General features: G+C 63.3%; 14 protein-coding genes. 9 read left to right on the top strand and 5 right to left on the bottom strand.

What is annotated here, in order from left to right; all coding sequences use genetic code 11:
* Positions 1 to 160 precede the first annotated feature (160 nt).
* Positions 161 to 3,115, top strand: a complete 2,955-nt coding sequence (locus AC07SZ_RS29060; RefSeq protein ID WP_494916975.1) for an Rne/Rng family ribonuclease — start codon at positions 161 to 163, stop codon at positions 3,113 to 3,115.
* A gap of 134 nt (positions 3,116 to 3,249) precedes the next feature.
* On the opposite strand, the gene AC07SZ_RS29055 is transcribed toward AC07SZ_RS29060, so the two are convergent.
* Positions 3,250 to 4,197 carry a glutaminase gene (locus AC07SZ_RS29055; protein WP_056566511.1) on the bottom strand — a complete coding sequence of 316 codons (948 nt, stop codon included), beginning with the start codon at positions 4,195 to 4,197 and terminating at the stop codon, positions 3,250 to 3,252.
* A 4-nt stretch (positions 4,198 to 4,201) separates the two neighbouring features.
* Entirely contained in the window at positions 4,202 to 5,350 is a 1,149-nt protein-coding gene (locus AC07SZ_RS29050) for a pyridoxal phosphate-dependent aminotransferase (protein ID WP_056566514.1), read from the bottom strand.
* 147 nt (positions 5,351 to 5,497) lie between these two features.
* Between AC07SZ_RS29050 and AC07SZ_RS29045 the strand changes: the two genes are divergently transcribed.
* The 6 genes from AC07SZ_RS29045 to aat all read left to right on the top strand — a co-directional run bounded on the left by AC07SZ_RS29045 (position 5,498) and on the right by aat (position 10,827).
* Positions 5,498 to 6,889: a tetratricopeptide repeat protein gene (locus AC07SZ_RS29045; protein WP_056566516.1), complete on the top strand. Its 1,392-nt coding sequence runs from the start codon at positions 5,498 to 5,500 to the stop codon at positions 6,887 to 6,889.
* 64 nt (positions 6,890 to 6,953) lie between these two features.
* Positions 6,954 to 7,775, top strand: a complete 822-nt coding sequence (locus AC07SZ_RS29040) for a DsbA family protein (RefSeq protein ID WP_056566519.1) — start codon at positions 6,954 to 6,956, stop codon at positions 7,773 to 7,775.
* A 145-nt stretch (positions 7,776 to 7,920) separates the two neighbouring features.
* Positions 7,921 to 8,355 (top strand): type II 3-dehydroquinate dehydratase, encoded by a 435-nt coding sequence (gene aroQ / locus AC07SZ_RS29035; protein WP_056566522.1) that lies wholly within the window; start codon positions 7,921 to 7,923, stop codon positions 8,353 to 8,355.
* A 26-nt stretch (positions 8,356 to 8,381) separates the two neighbouring features.
* Positions 8,382 to 8,843, top strand: a complete 462-nt coding sequence (gene accB / locus AC07SZ_RS29030; protein WP_056566525.1) for an acetyl-CoA carboxylase biotin carboxyl carrier protein — start codon at positions 8,382 to 8,384, stop codon at positions 8,841 to 8,843.
* A gap of 10 nt (positions 8,844 to 8,853) precedes the next feature.
* The gene (gene accC / locus AC07SZ_RS29025; protein WP_056566529.1) at positions 8,854 to 10,197 is read left to right on the top strand and encodes an acetyl-CoA carboxylase biotin carboxylase subunit; all 1,344 of its coding nucleotides are present in this window, start codon (positions 8,854 to 8,856) and stop codon (positions 10,195 to 10,197) included.
* 12 nt (positions 10,198 to 10,209) lie between these two features.
* Positions 10,210 to 10,827: a leucyl/phenylalanyl-tRNA--protein transferase gene (gene aat / locus AC07SZ_RS29020; protein WP_056566530.1), complete on the top strand. Its 618-nt coding sequence runs from the start codon at positions 10,210 to 10,212 to the stop codon at positions 10,825 to 10,827.
* Positions 10,828 to 10,839: 12 nt separating this feature from the next.
* On the opposite strand, the gene AC07SZ_RS29015 is transcribed toward aat, so the two are convergent.
* From AC07SZ_RS29015 to AC07SZ_RS29005, 3 genes are all read right to left on the bottom strand, one after another.
* Complete coding sequence (locus AC07SZ_RS29015; protein ID WP_056566533.1) at positions 10,840 to 11,223, bottom strand: hypothetical protein; 384 nt, start codon at positions 11,221 to 11,223, stop codon at positions 10,840 to 10,842.
* A gap of 74 nt (positions 11,224 to 11,297) precedes the next feature.
* The gene (locus AC07SZ_RS29010) at positions 11,298 to 11,888 is read right to left on the bottom strand and encodes a DUF2155 domain-containing protein (protein ID WP_056566536.1); all 591 of its coding nucleotides are present in this window, start codon (positions 11,886 to 11,888) and stop codon (positions 11,298 to 11,300) included.
* A 141-nt stretch (positions 11,889 to 12,029) separates the two neighbouring features.
* The gene (locus tag AC07SZ_RS29005; protein WP_056566539.1) at positions 12,030 to 12,428 is read right to left on the bottom strand and encodes an NADH:ubiquinone oxidoreductase subunit NDUFA12; all 399 of its coding nucleotides are present in this window, start codon (positions 12,426 to 12,428) and stop codon (positions 12,030 to 12,032) included.
* Positions 12,429 to 12,656: 228 nt separating this feature from the next.
* Here AC07SZ_RS29005 and panB point away from each other — a divergent pair, with 228 nt between their 5' ends.
* Positions 12,657 to 13,505, top strand: a complete 849-nt coding sequence (gene panB / locus AC07SZ_RS29000; protein WP_056566542.1) for a 3-methyl-2-oxobutanoate hydroxymethyltransferase — start codon at positions 12,657 to 12,659, stop codon at positions 13,503 to 13,505.
* Positions 13,502 to 14,353, top strand: coding sequence for a pantoate--beta-alanine ligase (gene panC / locus AC07SZ_RS28995; protein ID WP_494916970.1), 852 nt, complete (start codon positions 13,502 to 13,504; stop codon positions 14,351 to 14,353). Before panB ends, panC begins: the two co-directional genes overlap by 4 nt.
* The last annotated feature ends 17 nt before the right edge of the window (positions 14,354 to 14,370 follow it).

Below are 14,370 nucleotides of genomic sequence, written 5' to 3'. Positions count from 1 at the left end.
GCATCAAACCGCGCCAGTATGGCTGCGGGCGGCACCGCCATGACACGCAGGCACCGTCCGGCGGACATTCAATTATCCGGCACCCACTCTCATCCAGACACACAGCAGCGGGTTTTGCCCCGCCAGCTGCGGCTGACGGCTGCCGGGGGGAAACGAAATAATGCCCAACAAAATGCTGATAGACGCCTCCCACCCGGAGGAAACACGAGTTGTCGTCGTACGCGGTAACCGTATCGAAGAATTCGACTTTGAATCCCAGGACAAGAAGCAGCTCAAAGGAAACATCTACCTCGCCCGCGTAACGCGCGTCGAACCCTCCCTTCAGGCAGCCTTTGTCGAATATGGCGGCAACCGTCACGGTTTTCTCGCCTTCAGTGAAATACACCCCGACTACTACCAGATCCCGGTCGCCGACCGTCAGGCACTGCTGCGCGCCGAAGCGCAGGAGGCCGAGGACGAAGAGGACGAGGACGGCGACGGCGATGACCGCCAGAGCCGCGATCGCGGCCGGCGCGGGCGCCGGCGCGGCGGCAAGAGCCGTGACCGGGCCGAACACAAGCGCGATGCGAGCGAGGCAGGCGAAGGCTCCGGCGAGTCGAGTGAAGGCAGCGACAATGGCGACATCGTTGTCGAGGAGATCTCCCACACTTCCCAGATCATCGAACACGCAGCCGACACATCGGAACATTCAGATACGTCGGAGCATGCCGATACGTCCGGCCATGATGAAGGTTCCGGCGAGCAGGACGAAACCGAAACCCGCGAGGGTGGCCCGACATCGATAGCCGCCGCTGTCGAAGGCGACGTGGTTTCCGAGCCTGTCTCGCAGACGGAACAGGCCACTGAAGCAACGTCCGGCGACAATGACCGCGGCATGCTGGAGGAAGTTCAGTCCTCGCATCCGGATGACCACGAGATCGAATCGGTCGGCGCCGAGGATGCGCTGGAAGAAGTGCGCAACCGCCGCAAGCCGGTGCGCCGCCAGTACAAGATCCAGGAAGTGATCAAGCGCCGGCAGATCCTGCTGGTGCAGGTCGTCAAGGAAGAACGCGGCAACAAGGGCGCCGCGCTCACCACCTATCTGTCGCTTGCCGGCCGCTATTCGGTGCTGATGCCCAACACGGCACGCGGCGGCGGCATTTCCCGCAAGATCACCAGCGCGGTCGACCGCAAGCGCCTGAAGGAGGTCGTCGCCGATCTCGAAGTGCCGCAAGGCATGGGCGTGATCCTGCGCACCGCCGGCGAGAGCCGCACCAAGGCGGAGATCAAACGCGACTATGAATATCTGATGCGGCTCTGGGAGAACGTGCGCAATCTCACGCTCCAGTCCACCGCTCCTGCCCTCGTCTATGAGGAAGGCAGCCTGATCAAGCGTTCGGTACGCGACCTCTACAACAAGGACATCGACGAGATCCTTGTCTCGGGCGAGGAAGGCTATCGCGAGGCCAAGGACTTCATGCGCATGCTGATGCCGAGCCACGCCAAGGTGGTTCAGCCGTTCCGCGACACGACGCCGATCTTCGTGCGCAACGGTATCGAGGCGCAACTCGACCGCATGCTGCAGCCGCAGGTGACGCTGAAGAGCGGCGGCTACATCATCATCAATCAGACCGAGGCGCTGGTCGCCATCGACGTCAATTCGGGACGCTCCACCAAGGAGCACTCAATCGAGGACACGGCACTCCACACCAATCTGGAAGCGGCCGAAGAGGTTGCCCGCCAGCTCAGGCTTCGCGATCTCGCCGGCCTGATCGTCATCGACTTCATCGACATGGAGGAGAACCGTAACAACCGCTCCGTCGAGAAGCGGCTGAAGGATCATCTCAAGAACGACCGCGCCCGCATCCAGGTCGGCCGGATCTCGCATTTCGGCCTGATGGAGATGTCACGGCAGCGCATCCGCGCCAGCGTGCTGGAATCCACCATGAAGCCCTGCCCGCATTGCGGCGGCACCGGCCATGTCAGGTCCGATTCGTCGGTCGCGCTGATGGTGGTGCGGGCGATCGAGGAATTCCTGCTCAAGGATTCGCGCAGCCACATCACGGTCCGCACGCCGGCCGCGACCGCGCTCTACGTGCTCAACCACAAGCGCGGCACGTTGGTGGAGCTGGAAAGCCGCTTCGGCCTGACCATCACCATCGAGGCTGATGATACGGTTGGCGCGCAGCACTATGCGATCTTCCGCGGCGCCCTGGCTGAAAAGCCCGAGGGCTTTGTCGAGGTCCGCAGCCTGCCGGCCTATGTCGAGCCGGAAGAGCCCGAGGACGAGATTGTCGTCATCGAGGAAGATGATGAGGCACCAGCGCAGGCCGAGCAGCCACGCCAGCAGCCGCAGCAAAACCAGCAGCCACGACCTGTCGGTGGCGAGGACGGCGAAGGCCGCGACCGCAAGCGCCGCAAGCGCCGCAGACGTCGCGGCGGCCGGGATCGGGATCGCGAACATGGCGCTCCGGCGGATGGCTCATCCACCTCGGCTCCGGCCGGAGATTTCGCCGAAGCGGCAAACGCGGCGGACGATGACGACACCGAAACGGACGACGCCGCTCCGATCGCTGCCAGCGCTTCCGACGAGGCGGCACAGGCTTCGGATGACGGCCAGGGCAAAAAGCGTCGGCGCGGCAAGCGCGGCGGCAAGCGCAACCGTCGCGAAGACGGCGAAGGCGAGGCCGAGGCAAGTGCCGGCGAAACAACCGAGCCTTCCGAAGCTGATGCTTCCGAGAGCGAGCCTGCCTCGATCGAGCCGGCGGCTGTTGCTGTCGTGGCGGAAGAGCCGGTGGCTGCGGTGAGCGAAGAGGTGCCGAGCACCGAGAAGCCCAAGAAGCCGCGTCGCGCAGCCAAGCCGAAGAAGGCAGCCGCCGAGGTCGCCGTCGAGACGGCCGTTGTCGAAGCGGCTGTGGAAGCGCCGGCCGAGGCTCCCGCGGCGGTCGCCGAGGAAAAAGTGATTGCGGCCGCCAAGGAAGAGCCCTCGAAGGCCCGGCCGTCACGACGCAAGCCAGCGGCAATCGATGCACCGGTCGTGCCGGTGGTTTCCTCGACCGTCGCCAGTGAGCCGGAAGCCAAGACCGAAGAAAAGCCGAAGCGCGCCGGCTGGTGGCAGCGGAAGGGCTTTTTCTAAGCCTTTCAACTGGTTGAAGTGATTTTTTGATACGAAAATCCCGCGCCGATCGAAGGACGGCGCGGGATTTTTCATGTCAGGTGTTCCCACACTGCGAGGAATGGGAAACCGTCCCACGCCTTCCCGGAACCGCGCTAAGGGGCGAAAATCGACCAGTTCATCATCCTGGCCAACTTCTCCAGGGCGATCGACCCCAGCTTGGAATTGCCATTGGCGTTGAGGCCGGGCGACCAGACGGCAAGCGAGGCGACACCCGGCACGATGCCCAATATGCCGCCGCCGACGCCGCTTTTTCCCGGAATGCCGACGCGGAAGGCGAAATCCCCGGAGCCGTCATAGTGGCCGCAGGTCAGCATCATGGCGCCGATGCGCCGCGCGCGCTCCGCCGACACCACGGAATGGCCGGTCGCCGGGTTCTTGCCGCCATTGGCAAGGAACCGGCCGGCCATCGCCAGTTGCCGGCAACTCATGGCAATAGCGCAATGGTGGAAATAGACGCCCAGCGCCAGTTCCGGTGCGTGATGAAGATTGCCGAAGGATTTCATATAGTTGGCCAGCGCGAAATTGCGATAGCCGGTGGCGCGTTCGGACGCCGCCACCTCGCGGTCGATGATGATGGTCTCGTCGTCGGCGAGGAATTGGATGAAGCGCAGGATCTCGCCGATCGCTTCGCGTGGCTGATGGCCGGCAAGCAGGATATCGGAGATGACGATGGCGCCGGCATTGATGAACGGGTTGCGCGGAATGCCGTTCTCGTGCTCGAGCTGGACGATCGAGTTGAACGGATTGCCCGACGGCTCGCGTCCAACCCGTTTCCATAGCGCGTCGCCGACATTGCCGAGCGCCAGCGTCAATGTGAACACCTTCGAGATGCTCTGGATGGAAAAAGGCTGGTCGGCATCGCCGGCCATCAGCACACGACCATCGTTGGTGACGGCGGCAATGCCGAACTTCCTTGGGTCGACCTTGCCCAATTGAGGAATGTAGGTCGCGACATCGCCGCGATCGGTCCGTTCAGCCATTTCGGCCGCGACCTCGGCCAATGCCTGATCAAGTTTGGGGGCCAGTTCGAGTTCCGGCATGGTGCTACCTCAACCAGCGTTCGATGCGCGACATAGCCTCGACCATGTCATGGTGGCTGCCGGCATAGGAAAAACGCATCGTGCGGTGCCCCGCCTGGGTGTCGAAGTCGCGGCCAGGCGTCGCCGCCACATGCGCCTCGGCCAGCATCTTGCGCGCGAAGGCCATGCTGTCATTGGTGTGCCGGGTGACGTCGCAAAACGCGTAGAAGGCGCCATCCATCGGCGCGGCCAGCGGAAAGCCGAGTTCGGGCAGACGTTTCATCAAGAGCTCTCGATTCCAGGCGTAGCGGCCCTTGACGGCCTCCAGCTCCTCGGTCGCGGCAAAGGCCTCGATCGCAGCGATCTGCGACAATTCCGGCGGCGAGATGTAGAGGCTTTGGGCGATCCGCTCGACCGGCCGCACCAGCTCTTCCGGCAGCACCATCCAGCCGATGCGCCAGCCGGTCATGCAATAGTATTTCGAGAAGGAATTGATCACGGTCACGCTGTTGCCGAAGGCGAGTGCCGTGGTGTCGGGCGCGCCATAGGCCAATCGATGATAGATCTCGTCGGAAATGACGGCGATCCCCAGTGTCTCCGCCATATTGACCAGCGCCGACAGTTCGTCGGCCGGTATAACAGCGCCGGTCGGATTGGCCGGGCTCGCGAAAAGAACCCCCTTCAGCGGCTTCTCGCGGTGCGCTGCCTCCAGGTGACCGGCATGCAGATAGGCCGCTTCGCCGAGTTCGATCTCGACCACATCGATGCCGAGCGCCGCCATGATGTTGCGATAGGCGGGATAGCCGGGTGCCGCGATGGCTACGCGATCGCCCGGATCGAACATCGCCAGGAAGGCGAGATTGAAGGCCGCCGACGATCCGGTGGTCACCGCGATCCGGCCGGGCTCGACCTCAAGCCGATAGTGATCCGCGTAGTGCTCGGCGATCGCCTTGCGCAGACCGGCCAGCCCCAACGTGTCAGTGTAGCCTATGCGCCCGTCCTGCAAGGCCTTGGCGGCCGCGGCGCGAACCCGTGCTGGCGCGGGATCGGAGGGCTGGCCGACCGCCATTGAGATCACCGGCACGCCTTGAGCCTTCAGCCTGTTCGCTTCGGCCAGGACATCCATGGCGTGGAACGGTTCGACATTGCCACGGCGTGAGAGCGAAACGACCATTTTACCCCTGTCCCGACAGTTGAGCACGCCATTCCCTTGATGCATGCGCCGCACAAATGCCCGATTGATGTGAGGATCACAAGTTGAGGAAGTTTTTCCGGTGCCGACTTTTCATCTTTCGCCCGCTCGTCTACCAGTTGACACGTCATGTTGAGCCGCCCCAGATCGACGATTGCCCAGGCAGCGCGCGTTTTCGCGACGTTTTCGCTCGGCGTCGCCGTTGCCGTGGCGAGTTCAGTCACCGCCTTCGCCCAGAACGTGCCTGTCATACGCGATGCCGAGATCGAGGCTCTGGTGCGCGATTACGCTCGGCCGATCTTCAAGGCTGCCGGGCTGGCGAATGACGGCATCGACATCGTCCTGGTCAACGATTCCAGCTTCAACGCCTTCGTCACCGGACGCCGGCTGTTCATCAACACAGGCGCGCTGATGACGGCTGAGACGCCGAACGAGATCATCGGCGTCATCGCGCACGAGGCCGGTCATATCGCCGGCGGCCACCAGCAGAAACTGCGTGACCAGCTCGAGCGCGCCAAGACGATGGCCATCATCGCCACCTTGCTTGGCGCGGGCGCCATGGTCGCTGGCGCGACCACCAACAGCCGCGGTCTTGCCGGCGCCGGCATGGGCGTGGCGGCTGGCGGCGGCGAGATGGCGCAACGCAGCATCCTCGCCTACCAGCGCACCGAAGAAACGACCGCCGACCGTTCGGCTATCACCTATCTCAACGCCACCGGCCAGTCCGGCATGGGCATGCTGAAGACCTTCGCCCGCTTCCAGAGCGCGCTGTCCTTGTCGGGCACGCAGGTCGATCCCTATCGGATCAGCCATCCGATGCCGCAGGAACGCATCGCAAATCTCCAAGTGTTGGTGAAGCAGAGCCCCAATGTCGACAAGGTCGACCCTCCGGCGCTGCAGCAGCGCCACGACATGATGCGGGTCAAGATCGCCGTCTATATGGACGGCCAGGCCGCGGCGGCGCGACTGATGCAAAAGATGCGGGGCAGCCTTGCCGCACAGTACGGCGATGCCCAGTCCACCTATCTTTACGGCGACATTGCCGCGGCGCTCGTCAAGACCAACGCCCTGATCAAGGCGCAGCCCAAGAACGCCTATTTCCAGGAGTTGCGCGGCGACATACTGATGAAGGCGAACAAGCCCAAGGATGCGGCCGAAGCATACGCCAAGGCGGTCAGCCTCGATCCGGCGCGGTCCGGCCTGCTGCCTGTCTCGCTCGGCCAGGCCCTGATGGCCGTAGGCACGCCCGATTCGCTGAAGAAGGCCGTCGTGCAGATCAACAACGGTCTGGGGCGAGACAAGGAAAACTCCGCTGGATATCGCTACCTGGCGCAGGCTTATGGCGAGTTGGGTGACATACCGGGGGCCGAGCTTGCCACGGCCGAGGGTCATTTCTATTCCGGCAACTACAAGGATGCGAAGATCTTCGCCATGCGGGCGCAGCAGCAGATGAAGCGCGGCGAGCCGCGCTGGATCCGTGCGCAGGACATCATAAATTACAAATCGTCAGGCAAAATCTAGTGAACCTTCCGGCCACGCGCTGCGACACAGCGGGACCGGGAAACAGGCAAAAGGAACGAAAACGATGAAAAAGGCACTGCTGCTGGGCACCACGGGGATCGCTGTAGCCCTTGCCATGCTGGCTTTCGGTTTCGTGGCCGGCAGCCCACAGATTGCCAAGGCCGGGACGGCGCAGCCTGCGGAGACGGCTCAGCCTGTCCAGACAGCGGGGGCCGATACCAAGATTGACCGCACCGAGGTCGAAGGAATCATTCGCGACTATCTCCTGAAGAACCCGGAAGTGCTGCTTGAAGTGCAGGACGCGCTGGAGGCTAAGCAAAAGGAAGAGCAACGCCTCGCCGCGCTCGGCGTCATCAAGAACGCCAAGGAGCAGATCTTCAACTCCAGCTTCGACGGCATTGTCGGCAACCCGAACGGCAAGGTGACCATCGTCGAGTTCTACGACTACAATTGCGGCTTCTGCAAACGTGCCATCGAGGACATGCGGGCGCTGACCAAGGCCGATCCGGATTTGCGCTTCGTGCTCAAGGAATTCCCGATCCTCGGACCGGACTCACAAAAGGCGAGCGTCGTCTCCATGGCGTTCCACCTGATGAAGCCTGAAAAATACGGCGAGTTCCACAATGCGCTGCTCGGCGGCCAGGGACGCGCAACCGAAGCGGCCGCGATCAAGATCGCGGTTTCACTCGGCGCCGACGAGGCGACGCTGCGCGAGAAGATGAAGGACCCGTCGATCACCGAAGCCTTCGCCAAGACCTATGATCTTGCCAACAAGCTGGCGATCACCGGGACGCCGTCCTATGTGGTCGGCAACGAAGTCGTGTTCGGGGCTCTCGGGCAGGAAGTGCTGGCGGAAAAGATCGAGGCGGCGAAAGCCGCGCTTTGATCGGCCGGGAGTTTTCTTCACGGGCGCATTTCGGCCTGTTGTGGACAGTGAAAGAACGCACTTGCGCTCTTTCCGCGGGCGACTATGCCCATTATAGAGAGCCAGCGCGCCGGTTTGACACCGGCGCCGGAAAAGGTCGGCTTTTTTGAAAACGGTTTTCGTCCTGAACGGTCCCAATCTCAACGCGCTCGGCAAGCGCGAGCCGGGCATTTATGGCGGCAAGACGCTTGCCGCCATCGCCGACGACTGCAAGCAGGCGGGCACATCGCTCGGGCTTGAGATCGATTTCCGCCAGTCGAACCACGAGGGCGACCTCGTCGACTGGATCCAGGAAGCCGGCGACAAGGCCGCCGGCATCGTCATCAATCCAGGCGCCTACAGCCATACCTCGATCGCGATCCACGACGCCATCCGCTCGGTCGCGCCGCTGCCGGTCGCCGAGGTTCATCTTTCCAACATCCATGCGCGGGAATCATTCCGCCACGTCTCCATGGTCGCGCCGGTCGCCGTCGGCATGATCTGTGGCTTTGGGCCGCTCGGCTACACGCTGGCGCTACAGGCGCTGGCCGCACGCCTATGACCGGCCAACAAACAGAAGGCTCGAAAATGTCGATAAAGAAAACCGGTGTTGACCAGCAGCTGATCCGCGATCTGGCGGGCATACTGAACGACACCAACCTGACCGAGATCGAGGTTGAACTGGGCGACCTGAAGGTACGCGTGTCGCGGCAGGCACCCGCCGTCCATGCCATCGCCGCACCCCCGCCGGCCTATGCGCCGGCGGCTGCCGCCCAGCCCGCGGCATCAGCGGCGCCGGCAGCGGTCGACGTGTCGAAGAACGCGGTGGCCTCGCCGATGGTCGGCACCGCCTACCTGGCGCCCTCGCCCGACGCCAAGCCGTTCATCGAGATCGGCCAGAAGGTCAAGGAAGGCCAGACGTTGCTGATCATCGAGGCGATGAAGACGATGAACCAGATCCCGTCGCCTCGCGCCGGCACGGTAACGGCGATCCTGTTCGAGGACGCGACGCCGGTCGAATACGGCATGCCGCTCGTCGTGATCGAGTAGAGCTGGCAGGATGTTCCAGAAGATCCTCATTGCCAATCGCGGCGAAATCGCGCTTCGGGTGCTGCGTGCCTGCAAGGAACTCGGCATCCAGACGGTGGTGGTGCATTCGACCGCCGATGCCGACGCCATGCACGTCAGGCTCGCCGACGAGAGCGTATGCATTGGCCCGCCGCCGTCGCGCGACAGCTATCTCAACATCCATCAGATCGTCGCGGCCTGCGAGATCACCGGTGCCGACGCCGTGCATCCGGGCTACGGCTTCCTGTCGGAGAACGCCAAATTCGCCGACATATTGGCGGCGCACAACATCACCTTTATCGGCCCGTCCGGCGACCACATCCGCATCATGGGCGACAAGATCGAGGCCAAGCGGACCGCCAAGCGCCTTGGCATCCCCGTGGTGCCAGGCTCCGACGGCGCGGTGACCGACGAGAAGGAAGCCAAGCGCATTGCCGCCGAGATCGGCTATCCCGTGATCATCAAGGCCTCGGCCGGTGGCGGCGGGCGCGGTATGAAGGTTGCACTCACCGAGGCGGACCTCGAGATCGCGTTGCAGACGGCGCGCTCGGAAGCGGGTGCCGCCTTCGGCGACGATGCCGTCTATATCGAGAAGTATCTGCAGAAGCCGCGCCACATCGAGGTGCAGGTGTTTGGGGACGGCTTTGGCGGTGGCGTGCATTTCGGCGAGCGCGACTGTTCGCTGCAGCGCCGCCATCAGAAGGTCTGGGAAGAGGCCAATTCGCCGGCGCTCAACGCCGAGGAGCGGTCCCGCATCGGCGGCATCTGTGCCAAGGCCATTGCCGATCTCGGCTATTCCGGCGCCGGCACGATCGAGTTCCTGTACGAGAATGGCGAGTTCTATTTCATCGAGATGAACACGCGCCTGCAGGTCGAGCATCCAGTGACGGAAGCGATCACTGGCATCGATCTCGTGCATGAGCAGATCCGTGTCGCTTCCGGCGGCGGTCTTTCGGTCAAGCAGGAAGACATCAAGTTCAACGGCCACGCCATCGAGTGCCGCATCAACGCCGAGGATCCCCGCACCTTCACCCCCTCGCCCGGCACGATCACGCATTTCCACACGCCGGGCGGTCTCGGCATTCGCGTCGATTCGGGTGTCTATTCCGGCTACAAGATCCCGCCCTATTACGACAGCCTGATCGGCAAGCTGATCGTTCACGGGCGCAACCGCGTCGAATGCATGATGCGGCTGCGGCGGGCACTGGATGAGTTCGTCGTCGACGGCATCAAGACGACCTTGCCGCTGTTTCGCGACCTCGTCGGCAATGCCGACATCGCCAATGGCGACTATGACATCCACTGGCTGGAAAAATACCTGGCCAAGGAAGAGTAGTCCGGGGACGCGATGACCCGTCCCTACGCGCCCGGCTATCGCATCCCGACCGACCTCCTGCTCAAGGCATACGCTTCGGGCGTCTTCCCGATGGCCGAAAGCGCCGGGGATCCCGAGGTTTTCTGGGTGCGGCCGGAAACGCGCGGCATCATTCCCCTCGATGATTTTCACACGCCCAGAAGCCTGAAGAAGACAATCCGCAAAAACCCATTCGACATCCGTTTCGACTTCGATTTCGAGGCAACGATCGATGGCTGCGCCGAAAAGCGTGAGGAACGGCGCTCGACCTGGATCAACGCGCCGATCCGAGAGGCCTATGTGCAGTTGCACCGCATGGGCCACTGCCATTCGGTCGAGGCCTGGCGCGAGGACAACTTGGTCGGCGGCCTTTATGGCGTTTCGCTTGGACGGGTGTTCTTCGGCGAAAGCATGTTTTCCAAACAAACGGATGCTTCGAAGATCTGCCTGGTCTACCTCGTCGAGCGCCTGAAGGCGCGCGGCTTCGCGCTGCTCGACACGCAATTCACCACGGAGCATCTGAAGCACTTTGGCGCCGTCGATGTGCCGCGCGGCAAATACGAAAAGATGCTGGCCGAAGCACTGAAGGGCGAGGCGATCTTTTTTCCGTAGGAATCAAGACCCCTACTTGGCCGCAGCCTCGATGGGCGTCTGCGAATGGAACATCATCTTCCAGCCGTTGACGCGATGGACATAGCCGGTGCTCACCAATGCCGCATAGGGTTCGCCATTTTCCCGCGTCGCGTGCGCCTCGTAAGTCAGCATGATGATATCGCTGCCCGGCTCGATTATTCCCTTGAGTTCCATATCGAGATCGCGCCAGCGGTTGGGCTTGGTCGCGGTCTTGGCCAAGTCTGCATTGTCCATCGCCATTGCCATCTGAGGAAACGCCACCAGGCATTCCGTATCGGCGTTGGCGGCGTAGTAGGCTGCGTCGCCGGTCCAGAACCCTCTTTCGAGCTCAAGCAGCTCTTTCTTGCTGGCCGTGATCCGCTTGCTGTCCGACATCGGTCTATCCTCCGGGCGCATCAATGCGCATCGTCCGTGATCCAACGCATGATGGACACGACGGTTCCGGGGGATCAGTTGGTGTCTGACGTATCCGGTTCCGTGGGGGCGGGCTGTTCCACATCCGATGTGGCGGCAGGCTTGGCTGTGGTCGGCTTGGCCGCAGGTTTCGAAGCGTCGGCCTTGGTCGCGTCAGCCTTGGTGGCGCCGGGCGAAGGGACATCCGACTTCTGCTTGCATTCCTTCAGCCAGACGTCATAGACGGCGTGTTCGACGGCATTGAGGCCGGGGCTTTCGGCGAACATCCAGCCGGTGAAGATACGACGGATCTTGCGGTCGAGCGTGATCTCGTCGACCTCGACGAAGGAATCGGTCTTCGGTTCCTCTGTCTGCGGCCGGGAATAGCAGACGCGCGGCGTCACCTGCAGAGCGCCGAACTGCACCGTCTCGTCGATATAGACGTCGAAGGTGATGATGCGGCCGGTGATCTTGTCGATGCCGGCGAACTCGGCGACCGGGTTGGTTATGCGATCCGACCCCGCGGGAGCCGCCGGCGCGGGTGCGGGCGCGGCAGGCGCGGGCGAAGCAGCAAACGCCGCTGTGCTGACGGCGAGGCTGGCGGCTAACGCCAAGCCGCCCGTCGATATCAGGTTGAAAAAGCTCATATAAGGGTACCGGTGGTTCGCGCCCGGGTGATTCCGTCAACCACCAAGGCTAGTCGCCGTTTTCTGATCAGCAAGCAGCTAAACACCAATTGTGGCGATAAAGGACCGGCCTGCACTTTGCGTCGCTGCGGACGGGGCCCGTTACGACCCGGGCGTCCAGGCGTCATAGTCACCCGTGACCTGCGGGCGATGCTGGTTCGTCAGCACCGAGCCCTTCGGGCGATATGCCGCCGGCGTGCCGGTCAGATTGGGCTGATGCGGCTTCTGCCAGTCGCGCGGCTTGTACTCGTCACTGGGCGGCGCGACATCGACGCGGTGATGGATCCAGCCGTGCCAGCCTGGCGGGATGGCCGAGGCTTCGGAATAGTTGCGATAGATGACCCAGCGGCGCGTGCGGCCTTCCGAATCGATTCCGCCCTCGTAATAGACATTGCCGGCCTCGTCCTGGCCGACTCGCTTGCCGTACCGCCAGGTGTGCAGGCGTGTTCCCAGCGTCTGGCTGTTCCACCAGGTGAAAAACTGCGTCAGGAAAGTCTTCATCTCAGAACCCTCGCGCCGACGGCGCCTGTTTCCTGCTTATGGCGTCAGGCCTTCGGGAAGGCAAGGGTTTTGCCGTGGGGAGCGCGCAAATGGCGCGCCAGCGACCCGACACAAGCCTGTGATCTCCAGAGGCGGAAGGACGCACGCTTGCCAAGCCTTTCCGCTCTTTCTAAAGCTCAGCGCGCCCATGCGGGTATCAATCCGGCCATGGGCCGAAGGAGGTGACGATTGGCCACGAAATTGCCGACCACCGACATTAGGATCGACGCCGAGCTGATTCGCCGCCGCAAGGGCGGCACGCCACTGGTCTGCCTTACGGCCTACACCTATCCCGTCGCTCGCCTGCTCGATCCCCATGTCGACCTGCTCCTCGTCGGCGACAGCGTCGCCATGGTCCTGCATGGTCACGAGACGACGCTGGGCGCCTCGCTCGAGATGATGATCGCTCATGGGCAAGCCGTGATGCGCGGCTCGGCCAGGGCCTGTGTCGTCGTCGACATGCCGGCCGGCAGCTACGAGGACTCGGCGGCGCAGGCGTTGGCCTCGGCGCGACGCATCATTGGCGAGACCGGCTGCCAGGCGGTGAAACTCGAAGGCGGCGTCGACATGGCCTTGCAGATCGCGGCGATCGTGGCCGCCGGCATTCCGGTCATGGGCCATATCGGCCTGCTGCCGCAATCGGTGGAGAAGGACGGCGGCTACAAGATCAAGGGCCGCACGGACGAGACGATCGCGGCGTTGATGGCTGATGCGCTCGCCGTAGAAAAGGCTGGCGCGTTCTCCGTGGTCATCGAAGGCACGATCGAGGCGGTCGCCGCCGACATCAGCCACCGCATCGCCATTCCAACCATCGGCATCGGCGCCAGCGGCGACTGCGACGGCCAGATCCTCGTCATCGACGACATGGTGGGGCTGACCGTCGACCGTGTGCCGAAATTCGTCAAGGAATACGCCGACCTGCGCAGCGTGATCGCGCACGCCGCCGAGCAGTACGCATCGGAGGTGCGAAATCGGACATTCCCCGGTCCTGCGCATGTTTTTTCCGGCTCAACCACCAATGGCGGAGACCGAGCATGAGCCGGCCCGATGTCGTCGATAGCGTTGCCGCACTTCGCGCCAGGATTCGCGACTGGCGGCGCGACGGCTTGCGCGTCGCCATGGTTCCAACCATGGGCGCGTTGCATGAAGGGCATCTCTCCCTGATCAGGATCGCGCGCGAAAAAGCAGAGCGCTGCGTGGTGTCGATCTTCGTCAACCCGACGCAGTTCGCACCGAGCGAGGATCTCGACAAGTACCCGCGCCAGCTTGCCCGTGACCTGGATCTGCTGGCGACGGTCAAGGCCGATCTTGCCTTCACGCCGACGGTTGGCGCGATGTATCCCGCCGGCTTTGCCACCAGGATCTCGGTCGGTGGCCCGTCCGCCGGGCTCGAATCGGACTTTCGCCCCACCTTTTTCGAAGGCGTGGCCACCGTCGTCGCCAAGCTCTTCCTCCAGGCAGCGCCCGACTACGCGGTCTTCGGCGAAAAGGATTATCAGCAGCTTTGCGTCGTCAGGCAGCTCTGCCGCGACCTTGACCTGCCCGTCGAGATCAACGGCGCCCCGACCATACGCGACGCCCATGGCCTCGCCATGTCGTCGCGCAACGCCTATCTCGACGAGGGTGAACTGGCGGTCGCTCGCCAACTCAACGTGATTCTGCGCCAAGCGGCGGCGGCGTTGGCGGCCGGCGTACATCGAGACGGTGCAACCGGCCGAGCCGGTCGTGCCCTGATCGCCGCCGGCTTCCAGAAGATCGACTATGTCGAGGCCCGCGAAAGCCTGACGCTTGCGCCCTGGCGCCGCGACAGCACGGGACGCCTCCTCGCCGCTGCCTGGCTTGGCAAGACGCGGCTGATCGACAATGTGGAAATTCCCAGGGTCTAGGGCAAAGGGTCGATCGA

The organism is Mesorhizobium sp. GW821-FHT07A06 (assembly GCF_059419085.1).
This window is presented reverse-complemented; position numbering and strand designations above follow the sequence as displayed.